Raw genomic sequence first — 21,108 nt, forward strand, 5'->3', positions numbered from 1 at the left:
GGTGCAGTATATAGGCATTAGACTAATTAAAAAAAAATAAATGAATGTCTATATCAAACCCCACTTTATTCCCATAAATTAACCATGAGCATAATATTTTTGGAAAGTGGTGGAAAATAGGGATGAGTATGGCTATGGAAGAACTTTTATCACAAGCACAGGAAAACGGGGTAATGGAGTTTTTAGTAAATAATCCCGTTGAATTTAAATTAGGAGGGAAGGGAAAAGGCAAAGGGAAAGGAAAAAAAGGTAGTAAAGGCAGTAGTGGTTCAAAAGGCAGTAGTGGTTCAAAAGGCAGCGGTGGTTCTAAAGGAAGCGGCGGTTCTAAAGGGAGCGGCGGTTCTAAAGGGAGCGGCGGTTCCAAAGGCAGCCACGGCTCACATGGCAGCCACGGTTCACATGGCAGCCACGGTTCACAAGGTAGCCACGGCTCACATGGCAGCCATGGCTCACAAGGCAGCCACGGCTCACATGGCAGTCATGGCTCACAAGGCAGTCACGGCTCACATGGCAGTCATGGCTCACAAGGCAGTCACGGCTCATATGGCAGCTGCAGATCACATGGCAGCCACGGCTCACAAGGCAGCCATGGCACTAAAGGCAGTCAAGGTTCCAAAGGGAGCCAAGGTTCAAAAGGCAGTCATGGTTCTAAAGGGAGCCAAGGTTCAAAAGGCAGTCATGGTTCTAAAGGGAGTCAGGGATCCAAAGGAAGCAAAGGTTCAAAAGGCAGCAAAGGCTCTAAAGGAAGCAAAGGTTCAAAAGGCAGTCAAGGCTCTAAAGGAAGCAAAGGCTCTAAAGGAAGCAAAGGCTCTAAAGGAAGCAAAGGCTCTAAAGGCAGTCAAGGCTCTAAAGGAAGTAAAGGTTCAAAAGGCAGTCAGGGATCCAAAGGAAGTAAGGGTTCTAAAGGCGGAAAAGGAAAAGGTAAAGGTAAGGGGAAGGGCAAGAAATAAGATTAAGAATCAAGTAAGGGAAGCTTTATTTAGTTTCCTTGAATTTTATCATTATCGAATTTAATTTATAAAACCGGTACTTAAAAAAGTATCGGTTTTATTCTGCTTAGAAGTGAGAAATCTTTACTCTGCTCATAAGAGTACATATGCCTAGGAAATGCAATAAATGATATCAGCCTAGATAGAAGAAAATAGGCTAGAAGCTATTTTACTTTTTTTAAAAATTTCTAGATTCATGCTGATTTGTAGGAAACCGAGATATTCGTTTAGAACAAGCCTTACAATTGGACGTACTATATAGCAAGGGACAAGAAGAGAATAAACGGAAAAAAGAAGAAGAAGGAAATTATTTGAAGGGAGTAAATTCACTTTTATGTATCATGAATCGACGGTGATTATCACTATCTTTGCCTTTATTCTAACAATGGTCATGATTTTTATCCGTCCTAAAAATATGAATGAAGCTATACCTGCCACTATTGGTGCCATCCTCGTTTTTCTGAGTGGAAGTGTTTCGACAGGGGATTTACTGGACATTAGTTCAAAGGTTACCGGTGCCGCGATTACCATAATTGCCACAATCGTCATGGCAATAGTCCTTGAGAGCTTTGGTTTTTTCAGCTGGACGGCAGCTTTGATGTTAAAAATATCAAAAGGGTCAGGAATTCGCTTATATTGGAATACACTACTGCTTTGTTTTTTAATGACTCTGTTTTTTAATAATGACGGAAGCATCTTAATTACGACACCGATTCTCATTTTAATCTTAAATAATTTAAAGTTAAAAAATACTCAAAAAATTCCCTATCTATTAAGCGGCGCTTTAATCGCTACGGCTTCAAGTGCTCCAATTGGTGTTAGTAATATTGTAAATCTTATTGCATTAAAAATTATTGGCATGGATCTTTATTTACAAACCGAAATGATGTTTGTTCCAGGCGTATTAGGGCTCCTATTTCTATCCTATTTGTTATTCCTCGTCTTCAAAAAAAATATACCGAGAGTTATTCGGTTTCATTCGTATTCCATTCCGCTCCAAAAAAATCGACCATATCATCCTCTCCAAAAGAATTCAGAGGATTTATTTAATCAGCAAAAGAAACTTATGATCTACATGTTATTCTTTGTATTTATGGTAAGGATCAGTCTTTTCATCGCTTCCTTTATAGGCATTTCAGTATCACTCGTAGCGGTATGTGGTTCAATCATTCTATTAATATGGCGGTGGATCTATTTAAAAGTAAGTCCAAAAGATGTAGTGAGAAAAATACCTTGGCATATTTTGATCTTTGCTTTTAGCATGTATGTCATTATATTTGGGTTACACAATATCGGCTTAACGACTATATTAATAGATCATTTAAAGCCCCTAGTCCATGATAGTCTGCTTCATGCAAGTATAACAATGGGACTTATCACAGCCCTATTATCCAATATATTTAACAACCATCCCGCATTGATGATTTCCACCCTAGCGTTAACCGATATGGGACTGGATCCATTAACCATGAAAACGGTTTATCTGGCGAACATCATCGGAAGTGATATTGGCTCATTAATCCTGCCCATTGGGACTCTTGCCACACTAATCTGGATGCATATATTAAAGAAGAATAAAATCAAAATAACCTGGATGGAATACTTGAAAGTTACTCTTATTGTCATTCCACCAACGTTAATTTTTACTTTAATTAGTTTGTACCTATGGCTGTTACTCGTTTTTGTTAAGTGATCCCTGTATACTCTAAAACAAGTTGGCAGCAGTAATGTTTTCACTGCAACCAACTTGTTTTTTATATATATAGATTCTCTGTTTCTTATTCCCACTAAATGAATCAGTGCACATTTTTCCCCAAACTGAATAAAAAGATTAGTGGTAATCTTAATCGGCTACAAGGATGTGGAATAGCGTGGTTAACTCCCCAATAGGGCAACAAACCTTTCAAAAACAATTTGAATCACTCTATCTGCAAATGATTCGAATTACTGAACAAGTAAACGATTGTTCTAATTATATTGAAGAATTTCTACTTAGCCGAGATAATTTAATTGCTTTCTTAGCACTACGTGAATTTAATCCTACAGAGTTTAAGCATCAATTGGAGGACTTAGGATTTGCTGCACTCGAACATTCACACACTCACATTTTATACACCATTAAGAAAATATTAAATCAGCTTACAACCGCCACACTGCCACCTACGAGTCTCGCGACTCCTACACCAAATCAATCCAGAAATATATTAAAAAAACGCTCAGAACTTCTATTCGGAAAAACAGACGATCGAATCCAAGCAGCAATCATGGTTACACTCGATTCTAAAATAATGAACGATATACTTCAAATGGAAGAATTATTGTTAAATGGGATGAACGTTGCCAGAATAAACTGCGCACATGATGATCAAGAAATGTGGTTGCAAGTAATTGAATGCTTACGTAGTGTAGAAAAAAAATTAAAAGATGAAGGTAAATATCATAAAAACTGTAAAATATATATGGATTTAGCAGGTCCTAAAGTAAGAATAGGTAAATTGCCAACCACCCCAATAACTGTTAAGAAAGGAGATGTGTTACGCTTATACCTTAATTCCGAGAAACAAGGCCATCCGGCCACAATCGATACACCAGCCGCCGTCCCGGTGACATTAAAAAAAGCCTTTCAGAATGTCCGTATCAAGGATCGAATTCTTGTTGATGATGGTAAAATTCTTGGAAGCGTACAACTAGTAACAAATGAATACATCGATATAGTAATATTAACCCCGTTAGAAAATCGTATTAAGATTAAAGAAGGGAAGGGCTTAAATTTACCCGATTCCTTGCTGAGCTTAAATGTACCTGCTTTAACTGAAAAGGATAGGAAGGATTTACCATTTGTTGCAAAACATTCAGACTTAGTAGGGATTTCTTTTGTGCACTCCCCGCTGGATTTGAAAAAATTACGGTCAGAACTAGAAAGGTACGCAGCAAATGATCTGGGAGTGGTTGCGAAGATTGAAACAAAGGATGCCGTACACAATCTAGCAAGAATCCTCTTAGAAGGTTTACATTTTAAAAAATTCGGCATTATGGTTGCAAGAGGGGACTTGGCTGTGGAAATAGGACCAGAACATCTTTCGTTTGTACAAGATGAAATATTAACCATTTGTTCTGCCAGTCATACGCCAGTGATTTGGGCTACAGGCGTTTTAGAAAGACTAACGAAAAAGGGGATTCCTACTCGTTCCGAGATTACCGATGCTTCATACGGTAAACGAGCAGAATGCATTATGCTAAATAAGGGAGTGTACCTTAATGATGCTTTAAAAATGCTTGTGAATGTTCTAAAAGCGGAAACTGCCTACTCGTCAAAAACCTATACCAACCAAAGGAATTTTACTGCACAATATGGTGTATTTGAACGTTTTTAATTTTACCTCAAGAAGAATCAAGCCACCTTTGCCACCAACCATTGTATGTAGCAGAGGTGACTTTTCTTTATTAAACTAATTGTCCCTTTTGATAATATTCATTCAGAATATTTTCAGGAACCATGCTTCCACCAGTCACCCAAACGATATGAGTAGCCTGGGGCATTTGTTTTACCATTTGATGTTTTCGGAAATAATCTGAACCTTCTTTACATACTTTTACCGGCCCAATCATGCCTGCTAGAGCAGAAGGTTCTAATTTAATATTCTCTGTGTCAGCAAGATCCACCAGAAGCCTAAACAACTTTTCATCCTTAATGGTATAGGACCCAGCTAAAAATGGTTCAATGAGTTTTCCAACAAAACCAGAGGGTCTTCCAACCGCAAGTCCATCGGCTTCTGTCACATTATCAATGCCAATATCTTGGACGGAAATTTGATTATGCAGGCCCGTCATTAAACCTAGTAACATACAAGGAGAGTGAGTGGGTTCGGCAAAGAAACAATGAACATGGTCTTGAAACACTAACTTTAAACCAAACGCTACGCCCCCAGGCCCGCCGCCAACACCACAGGGAAGATAAACAAATAATGGATGATCGGAATCCACCGTTATCTCTAACTCATCTAATTGCTTTTTTATACGAAGAGCTGCAACTGCGTATCCTAAAAATAAATCAGGCGAATTTTCATCATCGACGAAATAACAAGCAGGATCTTTCATTGCTTGATGTCGGCCCTCTTCGACAGCATGACTATAATCGGCCTCATATTCAATTACTTGAACGCCAAGCTTTTTAAGCAGGTCTTTTTTCCAGTGTTTCGCGTCTGCAGACATATGAACAGTTACTTTGAATCCTAATTTTGCACTAATGATGCCAATGCTTAAACCTAAATTTCCTGTAGAGCCTACAGCAATGCTGTATTGAGAGAAGAAAGTTCGAAATTGGTCATTAGCCATAATTGAATAATTATCTTCCTCAGTAATGAGATGATGTTCTTGCGCTAAAGATTCCGCATGTTTAAGTATTTCATAGACACCACCTCTTGCTTTAATGGATCCTGAAATGGGAAGGTGACTATCACATTTCAACAATAACTCCCCTAAAATGGGCTGATCGAATTCCTCATTTAATTTAAGCTTCATAGTAGGGATTTTTACTAATGGAGATTCAATGATTCCCTTTGTCGTTTTTGTTTCGGGAAAAACTTTCGCTAAATAGGGAGCAAAACGATTTAAACGTTCCTCGGCTTCCTTCACATCTTCTAGTTTGAGTGGTGATTTTGTAACAGCAGTTTGAAAGTTTTCAAGGTTTGGATTCAACCAAAAAACTTCTTCCAATGATTTAAGCGGTTTGAGTAAAGGAAGGTTCTGCTCCTGTAGCATGGTAGGTATAAATTTCTTCAAGTTATTTTCCCTCCCAAATACATACTGGTATTTATTTAAGTGTATCATTCCATTAAGGGTTAATAAATTTATTTTAGAGGGATTATCATTCTGGAGTATTGCTTATTTTTGAAATAATATGAACAATCAACAATACTTGGTTTTTTAAGCTGGGATAGGTAAAATTAGAGATAGGGATTATTTTTACTATTAATTTATGAAGATTGGGGCAAGACCAATGATTGCAAAAACAGAAGAGGATTTTAACAGTTTAAAGGAAATTGGCAGGATCGTCGCTTCGATTAGAGATGAGTTGGTTCAAAAAGCTGTACCCGGCGTAACAACTAAAGAACTTGATGACATCGCAGGAGAACTTTTTGAAAAAGCCGGGGCTATTTCTGCACCAAAAGGTGAATATGATTTTCCAGGCTATGCCTGCATTAGTATTAATGAAGAAGTAGCACACGGTATACCAAGTGATCGGGTTATTAAAGAAGGAGATTTAGTTAATATTGATATTTCTGGTTCGAAAAATGGATATTTTGCTGATACAGGCATTTCTGTTGTGGTCGGCGAAGGTGATGAATTATTAACGAAAATCTGCGAAGTTGCTAAAGAGGCATTTGAAGAGGGATTAAAGAAAGTAAAACCTGGTGCAAAAATTACGGGAATGGGTAAAGTAGTCCACCAAACTGCAAGGAAGCATGGTTTAACGGTAATTATGAACCTTACAGGTCATGGAATCGGCAGAACCATCCACGAAGAGCCGGAGTATATTTACAACTATAACGAAACTTCTGACAGTGGATTGTTAAAAGAAGGTATGGTTATTGCGTTTGAACCATTTATTTCCACACATGATGAGGAAGTGTTTCAACTTGATGATGGCTGGACCTTTGTGACGGAGAAAAGCTTCGTCGCACAATATGAGCATACAATGATTGTAACTAAAAATGGACCTATCATTTTAACAAAGTAATAAAATAAGCAAACTTAGAAGAGGACGTTCCAATAACGTTCTCTTTTTTCTTTGATAGACGGGAGGAAGTAGAAGGTATTGTACACTCCCTATGCGGCGTTGTAGATTTAATATTGACAGTCCATGAATTTTGCTTTACATTTATCTCATATTCAAGATATTTAAATTCAAAAGGGATTTCCGATGCGGACCGTAAATCCGAGGAACCGCCGTTCCATCCTAGGAGGAAGCTTGTTAATCAATTTTTTCGTAAATACTATCATGAAAAGGTATGAAGGGTATTATGATAAAGAAGACGTTGGGTATCCATCATAGTACGCTTGACCAGTGAGCACCATTGAGGATTATTTCCGTTTGAAGTTCGCGAGTAAGATAAAATTTTCGAAAGGGTGATTTCTTTGCTATCGATAGATCCATCGGCTAATACCGAAAGAGAAAATTATAAATTTCTAACTGGCAGTATTATCCCTAGACCGATTGCATTCGTCACGACAAGATCAAAAGAGAGTGTCTTAAATGGTGCACCTTTTAGTTACTTTAATATCGTGTCATCCAATCCACCAATGATTTCTTTATCCATTCAACGGCCACAAGGAAGGCAGAAGGATACAGCGAGAAACATTATTGAATCAAAGGAATTTGTGGTTCATATTGTCGATGAACAAATTGTTGAAAAGATAAATAAAACCGCCGCAAGCCTGCCGCCGGATCAAAGTGAAATTGAAGCCGCACAATTAACTCCGGTTGAGAGCATAAAAATTTCTGTTCCAGGTGTAAAAGAAGCAAAAATTCGGATGGAATGTGTATTAGAACATTCGTTAGAGTTAGGGGGAGTTAATTTCCCAGGCAGTGACTTCATTATAGGTAAAGTTGTTCAATTCCATATTGAGCAAAACCTTTATGAAAATGGCAGAATTGATGCTGAAGGATTAGCGGCAGTAAGCCGATTGGCCGGCCATGATTATGCTAAAATTGGCGAATTATTTTCGATTGAGAGGCCAAAATAAAATTTTCTTATTTGGTTAATTTGAAAGGATGATTGAAATGAAACATATATTCCAAAAGGGAACCGACGCATCAAAGCCAACATTCCTATTGCTCCATGGAACAGGGGGAAATGAATTAGATTTGGTACCGCTCGCGGGCATGATTGATGAGGAGGCTTCTTTCTTAAGTGTCCGTGGAAATGTGCTGGAAAATGGGATGCCCCGGTTCTTTAGAAGATTAGCAGAAGGAGTTTTTGATATAGAGGACCTGGTTTTTCGCACAGAAGAATTAAATCAGTTTTTGGATGAAGCAGCCCAAAAATATGAGTTTGACCGAGACAATATTGTGGCTGTTGGATACTCCAATGGAGCCAACATTGCAGCAAGTTTATTATTCCATTATCAAAATGCCTTAAAGGGTGCAATCCTGCATCATCCAATGGTTCCAAGAGCGGGAATTGAACTTCCTAACTTAATAGGGAAGAATGTATTTATTGCAGCAGGGACAAATGATCCTATTTGTTCACCATTGGAATCAAAGGAATTACAATCGTTACTCGAAAAAGCGAACGCATCAGTTGAACTCCACTGGGAAAATAGAGGGCATCAATTGACGATTGAAGAAGTCAATGCAGCAACAGAGTGGTTTAAACGAACCTTTCTTTAAGGGAATGAGAAAAAGTAACTCCATGTGAGCTTCAGTAAGTGATGAAGCTCTTTTTCTGTGTCAAGCTAGCGGTCAAGTTATAAAGTCAATTGGAGTTTTATAATATTTTTCATATATTTAGAAAAATAATCCAAAGTGGTTTGTCCTGTATATTTCTGGGTAAATAAAGGAGGAGTCAGCTGGCTTTACACATTCGTAGTAAATTCTATTTTGGTAATATGGAAGGTTTTTCATCTAGTTCAAATTGGGTGATAAGCCTGTTGACAAATAGTCTTTAAGGTATATAATGGGTTTATCTTGAAATTGAGATATTTAAGTGTCAATGTTCATCCAAAAAATGTCGAACCTATCTCATATAAAGTAAGGTTTAATTCTTTTATAGAGGGAGAGTGTATGTGTAATGGTAACCTTATATTCAACACCTAGTTGTACTTCTTGCCGTAAAGCAAAAGCTTGGTTAAATGATCACCAAATACCTTTTATGGAAAGAAACATCTCATCAGAAAAGCTTTCTTTAGAAGAAATTAAAGATATTCTTAGAATGACAGAAGATGGAACGGATGAAATTATTTCGACTAAGTCCTTGGCCTATCAAAAACTGAATGTCGATTTGGAATCTCTACCGCTGCATGATTTATATAAAATTATTCAAGACAATCCAAGTTTATTAAGAAGACCCTTAATCCTGGATGAAAAGAGATTACAAGTTGGATATAATGAAGATGAAATTCGTAGATTCTTACCACGTAAAATTCGTACATTTCAATTACGAGAAGCTCAACGGCTCATCAATCAAGCATAAATACATTTAAAACCAAGCTGATAAACCATCTACAATAGTAGTATTTATCAGCTTTTTTCTTTTTTAACATAGGAAGTAAGATCAATGTATATAAGAAACTGCCATTGCAGGATTTACTCTATATGTGTTATAATAATAATGTTAAATATTATTAGTCGTATATAACTGTATTCTTACAACTAAATTATAATTATTTTTTTGGAGGAGCCTGTCACCAAGGGATTAGTATGTCCCTTGGTGACAGGCTCCTTTTGTTATTTTGCTGTTTATAAAACAAAATATATAAAAAAATTTAAGGGGGAGTTATGTTTATGATTATTGGATTATCCATCATTCTTTTGCTTGTCTTAGTTTTACCGTTCACAAGGTTGGTAGAGAGAAATTTAGAAGTGTTTTTATTTATTATGGGAATCTTGGCTGTCACCGTGAGTCAAGCATTTTCACTGGAACTTGTAAAAGAAGCGTTAATCCACCCGATTAACATTGCATTAGCCGTACTGTTTGCTGGTCTCGTTTTTCGTTGGTTCCAAGGTCCAATTGAAAAAGGAATTGTTGGGTTAAGAAATAAAATGCCCGATCGTTTGTTTATTGCCTTATTCGTCATTGTTCTCGGTTTCCTTTCCAGCATTATTACAGCCATTGTTGCTGCTATTATCCTTGTTGCAGTTATTAGTGTTTTACGGCTTGATCGTAAATCTGAAATTCGTTTAGTGGTTTTAGCCTGTTTTGCCATTGGGTTGGGGGCTGTCCTTACACCAATTGGTGAGCCTCTTTCAACACTCGTAGTAGGAAAGTTAGATGAAGACTTCTTTTACTTGTTTAAATTAGTTGGTAATGCCGTAATTCCGGGAGTCATTATTTTTGGAATCTTAGCTGCATTTATGGTTACATCTAAACAAAAATCAAATGAAGGCTCTTGGAAAAATGAAATTGCTGCTGGAAAAGAACTGGTGAATTCTACCCATGATGACGCATGGACCGATATCCAAACAACTGTGGAAACCAGCTCAGTGAAGGAATCATATGGAGAAATCATCATTCGCAGTTTAAAAATTTATTTATTTGTTATGGCATTAACTTGTCTTGGGGCCGGGTTCGAGCCATTTATTGAAGCCTATTTACTGGATTTAAGCCCACTCATCATGTATTGGATCAATATGGTTTCTGCTGTATTAGATAATGCGACACTCGCTGCAGCGGAAATTAGCCCAGCAATGAATGATGCGACTATTAAAGATATTCTAATGGGACTGTTGATTAGTGGCGGAATGTTAATTCCGGGTAACATTCCAAATATCATTGCTGCAGGGAAATTGAAAATTACCAGTGGGGAATATGCTCGATTTGCCTTCCCGATTGGATTAGCTGCCATGGTCATCTATTTTATTATTATTCTTGCTTTTGAATGAATAGTTTAACTGGCTAAGTCAGAAATTATTAACCGTCTACCTTGGTAGGCGGTTTTTTTTGATCCTGATAGAAAAGAAAAATATTGATTCCTATCCCATATTTTTGTAAAAGGATAATGTTGAGCTTATTTCAAGGGCATAGTAAATAGTAACTCCAAAAGATGATTGGAAAGAGTTTGTACAAAAAGAGGGGAGAAGGTTTATGGAATGCCCACAGTGTATTTATAGTAATCCGGATGGTGTAAAACTATGTTTAAATTGCGGCCAAGATTTTAGACCACGTGACAATACTCAACCGGAACAAAACAGCCTTTTTTATGAGTTTGCCCATTATGTTGACATGGTTCCGAGGGTTGAACGGTCGGTTGAACCTAGATTTCAAAACATATTTTCACGGGTGTTTAGGCAGCATAGCGAGCTTGAAGCCGAGCGGCTATTTATTGTTGGTACTGCCATCACCACTCCGAAAATTCAAGAGGTTAAAGAAACATGGCCAAAGCCTTGGCTTTTTGCGAGAGTTTTTCTCTTTTCACTTACAGCATTCTTAGGATTGTACTTGGGTGTGGATTTGTTTAGGAATATTAACTTTATCCCTGGTTTAATAATAGTGGGAGCCTTTGCCGTTCCCATGACAACATTGATTTTCTTTTGGGAAATGAACGCACCGCAAAATATTGCTTTTTACCGCATTATTTATGTTGTGTTTATTGGCGGGATCCTCTCCATGTTAGTAGCATTGGTGTTTTTTGATATATTAAAAAACAACATAAATCCTATTACGATTGGTATTGCGGAGGAGTTGGCCAAGGTAATAACCGTAATCTATTTCGTTCGCAACCTAAAATATAAATTTATCTTAAATGGCCTTCTCCTTGGTGCAGCAGTTGGGGCGGGGTTTGCGGCGTTTGAAACGGCTGGTTATGCTTTACGTGCTCTGCTTTCTGAGAATCCATACAATCTTTATATCACGATTCTGTGGCGCGGTATTTTAGCTCCAGGGGGCCATGTAGCCTGGGCTGCTTTAACAGGTGCTGCCTTCTGTTTGGTACAGAAGGACAGTAAATTTGAACTTCGTATGTTAATACAGCCTAAGTTTATCCGTATTTTCATTCTTGTTGTGTTAATGCATGCCCTCTGGGATACTCCGTTACCAGGAATGTTTCCCTATGGGCAAATCCTATTGATGGTTACTTCATGGATTGTGGTATTCCGGCTCATCAAGATCGGCCTAAAGGAAATAGGCAATAAGAAGTTACAATTAAACTATTTTCCATCTGAGGGCACACCATAGTTAAAAGGAAATGAACATAAAGGAAGAAGGCACAATGACTACCATCTGCTTGAACCATCAGAAGTAGGAGCTACTGCCGTATTTTTAGCTTCAGAAGGAGCAAATGCAATCACAGGTACTTCACTGAATGTTTCTGGTGGAATGCTCGCTTAATGTTAAGTTAACCGCATCGATTAAGTTTAAACTTTTATCGATGCGGGTTTTTTTAATAACCAGCCTAATCATAGTTTGGTTTGTTTTTATTTGATGGATGCTTCATAAATCTCTTTAATGGACTTAGCCAACACTGCGTTAAATTCTTCGTCTGTTTGATTGGCAGTTAGTCCCTGCGATAGGGCACGTGAGAAACTTGCGATTAAGCCATAATTACGTGCTAGCTTTTCATTGGCTTCTTTTCTCGTGTAACCGCCTGATAACGCAACCACCCTTACAACATGTGTAATACCCGTGAGGTGCACAGTAGAAGCAGACAGGGCTCAATTTTTAACTGAAGGGTAAGCTATGTTTTATACATCTACAAAAATATTCAAACACAAGAGGTGGTTCGAAATGTCAACGAATCGTAAACCCAATAGATTAGCCAAGGAAAAATCTCCATATTTACTGCAGCATGCATACAATCCAGTTAACTGGTTTCCTTGGTCCAAAGAAGCTTTTTCAATAGCTAAAAAGGAAAACAAGCCAGTTTTCGTAAGTATCGGCTATAGCACTTGCCATTGGTGTCATGTTATGGAAAGGGAAAGCTTCGAAGATGAAGGTGTCGCCAAGCTCTTAAATGAACGGTTTATTTCTATTAAGGTAGATCGCGAGGAGCGGCCGGATATTGATTCAATCTATATGCAGGTGTGCCAGATGATGACGGGACATGGCGGATGGCCGATGAGTGTATTTATGACCCCTGACAAAGTTCCTTTTTATGCTGGAACATACTATCCCAAAGAAGCCCGTTATGGTCAGCCCGGCTTTAAGGACTTAATTGTAGGATTATCGAACAAATATCAAGAGGACCCCGACCATATCAATGAAGTAGTCGAAAATGTAATGGAGGCACTAAGGCCTCATTCAAGTAAAGAGGCAGCACACCAGTTATCGAGGGAAGTAATTGAAGATGGCTTTGATCATTTTGTTGAAACGTTTGATGGCAGGTATGGAGGATTTGGTCAAGAGCCAAAATTTCCAATGCCGCATTCCTTGATGTTTCTTTTACGTTATTATGCATACCGTAATGACGAACATGCCCTTGATATGGTGATAAAAACTCTCGACGGCCTTGCCCGTGGAGGAATCTATGATCATATTGGTTTTGGATTTTCCCGCTACTCCACGGATGAAATGTTTCTCGTTCCGCATTTTGAAAAAATGCTTTATGATAATGCTCTGCTTGTCATGGCTTATACGGAAACGTACCAGATTACAAAGCAAGTTCAATTTAAACAGGTTGCCGAGCAAATTATTACTTATGTCCTTCGAGACATGCATCATCCTGAAGGGTGTTTTTATTGTGCAGAAGATGCTGATTCTGAAGGGGTAGAAGGTAAGTTTTATGTTTGGACACCACAAGAAGTAAAAGAAGTGTTAGGGGAAGAATTAGGGGGTTTATATTGCCAGGCCTATGATATAACGGAGCATGGGAACTTTGAGGGAAGGAACATACCAAATTTAATTAAGGAAGACCTAAAGCATTTTGCGCTGAAAAACAATATTCCATATGAAAATTTGCAAAACCAGTTAGAAGAAGCAAGGCAGAAGTTATTTCGTTCCAGAGAAATGAGGGTTCATCCCTATAAAGATGATAAAATTCTTACTTCATGGAATGGCCTGATGATCGCAGCCCTTGCAAAGGCTGGGCGGGTATTTGCTCAGGAGGAATATCGAGCAGTTGCTGAAAAAGCCATTACCTTTATTGAGAATAACCTAATCGAAGATGGTAGATTGATGGTTCGTTATCGGGATGGTGAAGTGAGAAACAAAGGATTTATTGATGAATATGCCTTTGTATTATGGGCGTATATCGAAATGTATGAAAGTACATTAAAATTGGGGTATTTAGAGAAAGCCAAAATATTAACGAAAGAAATGATTGATTTGTTCTGGGATCAACAGGATGGCGGCTTTTTCTTTACAGGAGTGGATAATGAAGAATTGTTGGTTCGCCAAAAGGAAGCCTACGATGGAGCGATTCCTTCAGGGAACAGTATTGCTGCTTTACAAATGGTTAGACTGGCTCGCCTGACAGGTGACTTTGAATTAGAAGAAAAGGTTCAACAGATATTCGATACCTTTGCACTAGAGTTAACTCGTTATCCGGCCGGTCATACTGTATTATTGCAAAGTTATTTATTAACACAAATGGGGATGAAAGAGGTAATTGTGTTAGCTGCACCTGGTGAGTCGGGTAAACTTTTGGAAGAACTGCAACGAGAATTCCATCCGGAAATTACCTTTCTTATCAGCGATAGCCATGATAAATTAGCAGAAACAGCACCATTTACCAAGGACTACCACACGATAAAGGACAAAACAACCGTTTATGTTTGTGAGAATTTTGTCTGTAGTAAACCCACTACAGATATTGAAGAAGCAATAACACTAATAAACAATAAAGACCGCTGATGTTGTTAGCGGTCTTTATTGTTGTAATCCCAATATTTTAGAGTGTTGGTATTGCCGGTAGGTTCACTTTTTACAACGTTTCCATCCTTGTCTTTGTAAACCTCATATTCCTCATACGTTTCTACGATATAACCACTAACTCTTTCAGTTTTCTCCAGTTTCTCCTCCAATTCTGGCACATCGGTTGATGGTTCAACATCAACAGGTTGAACCAAAACTGGTTGATCCGCTGTAAAGGCATAATTTTTATTCAAAAATGAGTACGGTGAGTCAAGATAGGCGGAAAAGCCTATTAAAACCAAAAGGAAAGAAACACTAATAAAGGTTTTTAGTTTCATATTCCAGGGCTCCTTCTCAATTGAATCCTCGTAACCCATTTTATGCATGTCCAACTAACATATGCCTATTAGCTCGTTAATTTTACTGGATTTAACTGTGGACGAAAGATCAGTAACAGCACAAAAGCAATGATCGTAATAATTACTCCCGAGATGTAAGGGAGGCCCATTGTTAATGAGAATAGCCAGCCGCCAAGTGGTGGACCAATAATTCTCCCTAATGAGTCAAACGAGGATAATAGACCTGTCGAGCTGCCATGACCTGCGGTGGAAGCCTTCGTCAGCAGTGAGGATATACTTGGACGAATCACTCCATTTCCTAGGCCAAAAATAGTTAAATATATAGCTGCAGTTATAAAGTTGTGGACCAATAGGATTAAGGCAAATCCTATCGCTGATACAATCATTCCGCCTTTTATAACGGCACTCTCACCGTATTTTTTCGTTAACCTGCCAACCAGCCCACCCTGTACAATGGCACTGCCAAAGCCCATAATCATGAAAATATAGCCTAGCTGGATTGAGGTCATACCTGCTTTTTTCGCAGCAAAATAAGCGAATGTCGCTTCTAAACCAGCAAGTGATAACGAAATCAAAAACTGGACGAAAAAGAGAATCGATACCGTACCCGTAAAGGCCTTCCAGATTGATTGTTTTTCATTTGCAGACTGACGTAAATGCTCCTTTGATTCTTTTAAAAAAAGCAGGACAAGGAACAAAGTTATAAAGGAAGATCCACTAGCTAAATAAAAGGGCATATTCAAGTTTATTTTTGAAAAAACACCTCCAATAGCTGGGCCAAAAACAAAACCTAATCCCGTCGCAGCGCCAATAATCCCCATGCCCTTGCCGCGGTTTTCTTCTGTCGTGATATCTGCAACGTAGGCCATAGCAGTAGGCATATTTGCAGCTGATAACATACCACCCAGAATTCGAGCAGCAAATAGCATCCAAAGCTCGGTAGAAATGGCTTGAATTAAAAAGGAAATGGCAAGACCCGCTATTCCAATCATCATCACTGGTTTCCGGCCAATCCGATCAGAAACTTGCCCCCAAATTGGTGCAAATATAAGCTGCATGAGGGAATAAACAGCCATTAATAACCCAAGCTCAGTGGGATTAGCCCCAATTTTCTCTGCATAGAAGGGTAGAACAGGAATGATAATGCCAAAACCAACCATCACTAAAAACATAACAACAAATAATATTGGCAAAGCCCTTTTTGTTTGCATTTTTTCACTCCCCAGATGTTTCGTAAATACAGTTTTGTTCCTATATAGGATAATGGAAAGGAACCTTTTAAAACAAGTTTTAGCCGTAATTAATTACATACTCTAAAAACTTACACTATTCAAATCAGCTAGTATAAAGTCATTATACTTTATTTAGCCCAATATGGAAAAATTATCATTTTGATAGGGAAATGGGAGAATTGCTGACTATGAAGAGGCCGTTGAAATTGTCACAACGGATAACACCATTTTGAAGGTGGTAAGTAGTAAGAAAAGCACAAACACCTAAAAATACCGATAAGAAGCCTAGCAAGAATAAAGCTAGTAAAGGATATCTATTTGCTAGCAAAGAAATAGCAGATATCTACTATTTAAACAGCATTGAAATAGATAAAATAAAGGCACATCTCCTTTGGGAAATGTGCCTTTATTTTACGGTTTTCCTAGTACTTTCTGAAGCAAAATCAGCTATGATCACGAGAATCATATAACATATCAAAAGCAGGGTGATTTGTGTGTAATTGAAAAAGCTCATCGCCAATTTAAAGTCCATTCCTAACCCGCCTGCACCGACAAATCCCACTACTATCGTCGTTCTCATGATTACTTCCCAACGGTAAAGGATATAGGTGAGGAATCTTGGTAAAACAATGGGCAGGATGCCATAAAAAAAGGTTTCTATTTTTGAAGCACCAGCTGTTGCAAGATTTCGGATCGGGCGGGAGTCCATGTCCTCAATTACCTCAGCCCAAAGCTTGCCGAGAATTCCAAAATTATGAAGCGCTAATGCAATCGCACCAGGTAACAGACCTGGTTTAAAAATAAAAATAATCATCATTGCCCATACAAGCTCAGGTACGGACCTTGAAAAAATATAAAAGATACGGACAATCCAATGAAGCGGCCAATTGTACCACCTCTTAGAACCAGTTAATTTTCCGTTGGCGATATTCCTTGCTGCTGGGACTACCGTTAGAAAAGCAGCGATGGTTGCGAATCCAATCGCCATAATACTCATTTCAAGTGTTTCTACCGTAAGTTTTAATGCCGCTGCCCAGCTCCCCCCATCAAGAAAGGCCGGATGTTCACTTCCAATGCCAATAAGTCCGCCAAAAAATCGCTTAGCCGCTTCCATATTTTTATCAGAAAGCAATTCGAAAAATCTAGCGTTTTCGCCGAGGTTAATATAGGCCCAGGAAGCAATGATCAGCAGAGAAGTGAAAATAACAGACCGCCAACCGGAACCGATTCCACGCTGTCTTTTTCGTTCTGTTAAAGCTCTGCGGACAACGTTACTCCAAATATCTACAAAAATAACAAGGGCAATTAAGAAAAAGACAAACGCCCAAACGCGGTCATATCTTAAATCTTGAAGGGATAGTTGAATTTGGTATCCCAAGCCGCCAAGGCCAATAAAGCTCATAATGGCGGACGAACGAATCGCACATTCAAAACGGTACATCGTATAACTAATCATATCTGCCCAAATTAAAGGGAGATAACCATAAATCAAGGTTTGCAACTTGGTGGCGCCTGCCGATTTTAACGCTTTAATTGGTTCATCAGATACGTCATTTAACATGTCTGCGTAAATTCTACCTAGAATACCACCGTAAGGAATAGCTAGAGCAAAAATGGCGGCATAGGGAGACAGTCCTACTGCTGCTACGAAAAGCCAGGCCCAAATAAGTTCATGAATAGAACGAGTAAATCCTAAAATCCCTCTAAAAAACACCTTTGAAAGGATTCTGGATGTTTTAGTGGAAGTCAAGACACCAGAGGCGAGGGTACCAGCAATAAAGGCATAAATAATCGCAAGAAACATACCGGCAATCGCATAGGCAAGGGTAATCCACGCCGATTCAAATCCTAATAATAAAACTTCTGACGATAAATCAGGCTGAATGAGACCCTCACCAACCTGCAAGAGAGTGGGAATTCCGCCAGAATGGAATAAATCTGCATTCCAGTGAATGGAAAAAAGGCTCCAGACAAATACTGCCACTAATACTAAAGTGAGCGCGAAACGATTATGCAAGCGAAGTGCAGACATTAATTTCATTGTAAATCACCGCTTTTTAGTTCGTAAAGCTCTGCTAATAGATCATCCGTTACTTCTTCTGTCGGCAAGTCAAAGAAGATTTCTCCATTTCGCATTGAAATGATTCTGGTAAAATATTTTCGGGCGTATTCAACGGAATGCAAACTTGTAAGTAATGTCTGATTTTCTTCCTTTACCATAGTAGTCAGCATTGCGAGAATATCATCCGCTCTTGCAGGGTCAAGCGAGGCAACTGGTTCATCGGCTAAAATAATTTCAGGCTTTTGAACCATCAGTCTTGCCATAGCCACACGCTGTTGTTCACCGCCGGATAAGGAAGAGGTAATCTCGTACGCCTTCCCATGAAGTCCTACTCGTTCCAATGCATTAATTGCGAGTCCTTTTTCCTGAGGGACGAGCAGCGAAAAGAGAGATTTAATGGTACCCCAATCAGAAAGTTTTCCAGCTAACACATTGTGAATGACAGCAAGGGGACCAATTAAATCAAATTGCTGGCGGATCACACCCATTTTCTTCGCAAAAGTCTTTCCTTTTTTATAAGCAGAAAGAGGCTTCCCATCTATTAGAAGGGAGCCGGTTGAAAGAGGGACAAGCCCAGCAAGGGAGTTTAGTAATGTTGTTTTACCCGCACCGCTTGGTCCGATTAACGCAACTAATTCCCCTTGTTTAATCGTAAAAGAAAGGGAAGATAAAGCTATCTTCCGCTCAAATTGTTTTGTTAAATTTTTAGCTTCAATTATTGTCCTTGAAGTCATATCTACTACACCTACTACTTAATAATCTCTAGTTCTTTTGCAACCTGTTCTATTTTTTTATAGTTATCGTTTTTTGTTTCCACAAAGGAATCAGATTGGAATAAATCAGTAATATCCTTTTGTTCTCCTTTAAATGAAAGAAGGGCATCTTTTACTTTTTCCTTCGTACCTTTACCAAATACATCTTCTACATTGCTATTAATCGTCCAGTTATAGTCAAAATAAGATGGAGTCGTATAGAATACTTTTACTTTATTAGTATCCACTTTTCCTTCTTTAACAGCTGCTTCCCAAACAGCTTCATTTAAAGCACCTGCTTTAAACGCACCTGACTCAATTAGCTTGTAAGTAGTGTCATGGGAACCTGAGAAGTTCGGCTTGCCATCAAAGTCTTTGTTAGGATCAATTCCTGCTTCCGATAAAAAATAACGTGGCATTAAATGCCCAGAAGTCGAACTTTCACTTCCAAACGTAAACGACTTACCTTTTAAATCTTCTAACTTTGAAATGTTTTCAGACGATTGAGTAATGAATACCGAATGAAACTCCGCATCTCGTGGTCTTTGAACAATCGACTCCGCATCTGGAACAAGATTTCTTGCTTGAACACTAGTTAAACCGCCAAACCAAGCCATATGGATTTCTCCACGTTGAAAGCCTGTTACTAAGGCCGCATAATCAACTGATGGGACAAATTCTACTTTCATCCCCGTTTTATCACTCAAGTATTTAGCCATTGCCGTCATTCCTTTATCCAGCACAGCGGCATTTTGGTCAGGAATCGCACCAATTTTGAATACTTCTTTTGTTGTTGTTTCTTTTTTTTCATCACTTGTCTTATCATCTTTTTGGCTGCCACATGCAGCTAAGGAAAATACAAGCATAGCTAATAATAAAACAGAAAGCAATTTCTTCATATATGCACCTCTTAAAAATATTTAAACTATTGTTGCCTTTTTTAGTATAGAGAAAGAATAAGTGCTAATAAATTCATATTATCTATTTATACTATCGGAATTAATCGTTTTTATAAATAGTAAAAAACAGGTAATAACAGTGGAAGCCCTATGTTCAAAAGAAAAATCTCTGCTCACTAGCAGAGATAAGAAGGAATTTCTTAAACTGTTAATTGTGACCATTCTTCAACATTCCCAACTTTTGTGACCCAATCCTCATAAAAATTCGGTTTGTGGCAGACAAGAACAACACGGTCTTCTGCTAATAGACGAAAGGAAACAGCTTTAATTATAGATTATTACATCATCCAAAGTTTTTGATGAAACGACGAGATTTTTAAATAGAGAAAATAATTGTAATTTAATTGGGAAATGTATAAATTAACGATCTTCATGGGCATTTTATTAATAAAAAGGAATAATTTATGATTGGACTTCTACTCGCCATAATAGTATTTAATTTCATCGCCATTAAATTTAATAAAAAACTCTCTTTGAACCAAATTGTTCATATTTGGTCCTTTACAATTGCCCTTCAAATGACTTTTGATATTTTTATTGAATTTAAATATCATGGGTATTGGTATTTTGATAAAGAAATTGATGCAATCGGACTACTGCCACACTTTTTCCTTGTTCCACCAGTAAATATGATTTTTATTAATAATTTTCCTTTTAAATATAAAAAAATCAAACAATTTACTTATCTAATTGGTTTTACCATTATGATTTTAATTTATGAAAAGATAACGTTACTGCCAGCTCCTTGGGGTTATTTCCATTATGGATGGTGGAGGCTTTGGCACGCTGCCATACTGGATCCAATTTTACTTCTAATAGTAATTGGTTATTATAAGTGGGTAGGTAAATTAGAAAATTTAGGTAACGTGAAGAAAAAAGTAAATATATAAAGAGCTACATTTAATAGAAAAAACTTTTTATTTATGAAAACTCCAATCAAGTTTTAAGCTTGTACATATGCTATATAAATGAATAAAAGGGAGTGATGTAAGTGGCTAATAATCCCGAGGGCGTTACCATCGGTACTATTTCCGGAGGTATTGTCAATTTTGGCGGGGCGAATTGTATTTCGCCTATCTCGGTAACCAGGACAACCTCTGGAGCTGGTGAGGGAAATCAGAGCAGTAATACCACATCATTATCTGACTTAGATTTATCATCAGAAAACAGTATCTCTGGTTTAATAGGTTTGATCAGACGGAGTTTACCTTAGCTCCGTCTGATTTTTTTTAATGGTTTCAAATGTC

18 protein-coding genes and 2 pseudogenes are annotated in these 21,108 nt (G+C 38.0%); 13 read left to right on the forward strand and 7 right to left on the reverse strand.

All coding sequences use genetic code 11. From position 1 onward, the window contains the following. The first annotated feature begins 264 nt into the window (after nucleotides 1-264). The 3 genes from AC4E8C_RS12890 to AC4E8C_RS12900 all read left to right on the forward strand — a co-directional run bounded on the left by AC4E8C_RS12890 (nucleotide 265) and on the right by AC4E8C_RS12900 (nucleotide 4,363). Entirely contained in the window at nucleotides 265-1,014 is a 750-nt protein-coding gene (locus AC4E8C_RS12890) for a hypothetical protein (protein WP_490207090.1), read from the forward strand. Between the two features lie 309 nt (nucleotides 1,015-1,323). Beyond that, on the forward strand, nucleotides 1,324-2,682 hold the full coding sequence (locus AC4E8C_RS12895; protein ID WP_490207091.1) for an arsenic transporter: 1,359 nt from the start codon (nucleotides 1,324-1,326) through the stop codon (nucleotides 2,680-2,682). 178 nt (nucleotides 2,683-2,860) lie between these two features. Further along, nucleotides 2,861-4,363: a pyruvate kinase gene (locus AC4E8C_RS12900; protein ID WP_490207092.1), complete on the forward strand. Its 1,503-nt coding sequence runs from the start codon at nucleotides 2,861-2,863 to the stop codon at nucleotides 4,361-4,363. A 70-nt stretch (nucleotides 4,364-4,433) separates the two neighbouring features. Here the strand turns inward: AC4E8C_RS12900 and dsdA are convergent, their stop codons facing one another. After that, nucleotides 4,434-5,750 carry a D-serine ammonia-lyase gene (gene dsdA, locus AC4E8C_RS12905; protein WP_490212551.1) on the reverse strand — a complete coding sequence of 439 codons (1,317 nt, stop codon included), beginning with the start codon at nucleotides 5,748-5,750 and terminating at the stop codon, nucleotides 4,434-4,436. A 238-nt stretch (nucleotides 5,751-5,988) separates the two neighbouring features. On the opposite strand from dsdA, the gene map reads away from it, so the two are divergent. The 7 genes and pseudogenes from map to AC4E8C_RS12940 all read left to right on the forward strand — a co-directional run. Next, on the forward strand, nucleotides 5,989-6,729 hold the full coding sequence (map, locus tag AC4E8C_RS12910; RefSeq protein ID WP_490207093.1) for a type I methionyl aminopeptidase: 741 nt from the start codon (nucleotides 5,989-5,991) through the stop codon (nucleotides 6,727-6,729). A 398-nt stretch (nucleotides 6,730-7,127) separates the two neighbouring features. Beyond that, entirely contained in the window at nucleotides 7,128-7,736 is a 609-nt protein-coding gene (locus AC4E8C_RS12915; protein WP_490207094.1) for a flavin reductase family protein, read from the forward strand. A 37-nt stretch (nucleotides 7,737-7,773) separates the two neighbouring features. After that, the gene (locus AC4E8C_RS12920) at nucleotides 7,774-8,382 is read left to right on the forward strand and encodes an alpha/beta hydrolase (RefSeq protein WP_490207095.1); all 609 of its coding nucleotides are present in this window, start codon (nucleotides 7,774-7,776) and stop codon (nucleotides 8,380-8,382) included. A gap of 400 nt (nucleotides 8,383-8,782) precedes the next feature. Then, nucleotides 8,783-9,184, forward strand: coding sequence for a transcriptional regulator SpxA (spxA, locus tag AC4E8C_RS12925; protein WP_490207096.1), 402 nt, complete (start codon nucleotides 8,783-8,785; stop codon nucleotides 9,182-9,184). Between the two features lie 311 nt (nucleotides 9,185-9,495). Next, nucleotides 9,496-10,593 (forward strand): DUF1646 family protein, encoded by a 1,098-nt coding sequence (locus tag AC4E8C_RS12930; RefSeq protein WP_490207097.1) that lies wholly within the window; start codon nucleotides 9,496-9,498, stop codon nucleotides 10,591-10,593. A gap of 202 nt (nucleotides 10,594-10,795) precedes the next feature. Further along, a complete protein-coding gene (locus AC4E8C_RS12935; RefSeq protein WP_490207098.1) occupies nucleotides 10,796-11,884 on the forward strand; it encodes a PrsW family glutamic-type intramembrane protease in 1,089 nt (362 codons plus the stop codon). Nucleotides 11,885-11,923: 39 nt separating this feature from the next. After that, nucleotides 11,924-12,037 (forward strand): annotated as a pseudogene (locus AC4E8C_RS12940) (SDR family oxidoreductase); the annotation flags it as partial. Nucleotides 12,038-12,123: 86 nt separating this feature from the next. Here AC4E8C_RS12940 and AC4E8C_RS12945 read toward each other — a convergent pair. Then, a pseudogene (locus AC4E8C_RS12945) lies at nucleotides 12,124-12,318 on the reverse strand (fructose bisphosphate aldolase); the annotation flags it as partial. A 115-nt stretch (nucleotides 12,319-12,433) separates the two neighbouring features. On the opposite strand from AC4E8C_RS12945, the gene AC4E8C_RS12950 reads away from it, so the two are divergent. Further along, nucleotides 12,434-14,497: a thioredoxin domain-containing protein gene (locus AC4E8C_RS12950; protein WP_490207099.1), complete on the forward strand. Its 2,064-nt coding sequence runs from the start codon at nucleotides 12,434-12,436 to the stop codon at nucleotides 14,495-14,497. A gap of 5 nt (nucleotides 14,498-14,502) precedes the next feature. On the opposite strand, the gene AC4E8C_RS12955 is transcribed toward AC4E8C_RS12950, so the two are convergent. The 5 genes from AC4E8C_RS12955 to AC4E8C_RS12975 all read right to left on the reverse strand — a co-directional run bounded on the left by AC4E8C_RS12955 (nucleotide 14,503) and on the right by AC4E8C_RS12975 (nucleotide 19,801). Next, on the reverse strand, nucleotides 14,503-14,835 hold the full coding sequence (locus tag AC4E8C_RS12955; protein WP_490207100.1) for a hypothetical protein: 333 nt from the start codon (nucleotides 14,833-14,835) through the stop codon (nucleotides 14,503-14,505). A gap of 68 nt (nucleotides 14,836-14,903) precedes the next feature. Further along, nucleotides 14,904-16,067, reverse strand: a complete 1,164-nt coding sequence (locus AC4E8C_RS12960) for an MFS transporter (protein ID WP_490207101.1) — start codon at nucleotides 16,065-16,067, stop codon at nucleotides 14,904-14,906. Nucleotides 16,068-16,494: 427 nt separating this feature from the next. Further along, a complete protein-coding gene (locus AC4E8C_RS12965) occupies nucleotides 16,495-18,129 on the reverse strand; it encodes a PhnE/PtxC family ABC transporter permease (protein WP_490207102.1) in 1,635 nt (544 codons plus the stop codon). Continuing rightward, nucleotides 18,126-18,884 (reverse strand): phosphonate ABC transporter ATP-binding protein, encoded by a 759-nt coding sequence (locus AC4E8C_RS12970; RefSeq protein WP_490207103.1) that lies wholly within the window; start codon nucleotides 18,882-18,884, stop codon nucleotides 18,126-18,128. The genes AC4E8C_RS12965 and AC4E8C_RS12970 overlap by 4 nt, the downstream gene beginning before the upstream one ends. Before the next feature lie 14 nt (nucleotides 18,885-18,898). After that, complete coding sequence (locus AC4E8C_RS12975) at nucleotides 18,899-19,801, reverse strand: putative selenate ABC transporter substrate-binding protein (RefSeq protein WP_490207104.1); 903 nt, start codon at nucleotides 19,799-19,801, stop codon at nucleotides 18,899-18,901. A gap of 464 nt (nucleotides 19,802-20,265) precedes the next feature. Between AC4E8C_RS12975 and AC4E8C_RS12980 the strand changes: the two genes are divergently transcribed. Both AC4E8C_RS12980 and AC4E8C_RS12985 read left to right on the forward strand, forming a co-directional pair. Continuing rightward, nucleotides 20,266-20,751 carry a hypothetical protein gene (locus AC4E8C_RS12980; protein WP_490207105.1) on the forward strand — a complete coding sequence of 162 codons (486 nt, stop codon included), beginning with the start codon at nucleotides 20,266-20,268 and terminating at the stop codon, nucleotides 20,749-20,751. 101 nt (nucleotides 20,752-20,852) lie between these two features. Further along, nucleotides 20,853-21,074, forward strand: a complete 222-nt coding sequence (locus AC4E8C_RS12985) for a spore germination protein (RefSeq protein WP_490207106.1) — start codon at nucleotides 20,853-20,855, stop codon at nucleotides 21,072-21,074. Nucleotides 21,075-21,108: the final 34 nt, after the last annotated feature.

This window comes from Neobacillus sp. SRL179 (assembly GCF_984799095.1).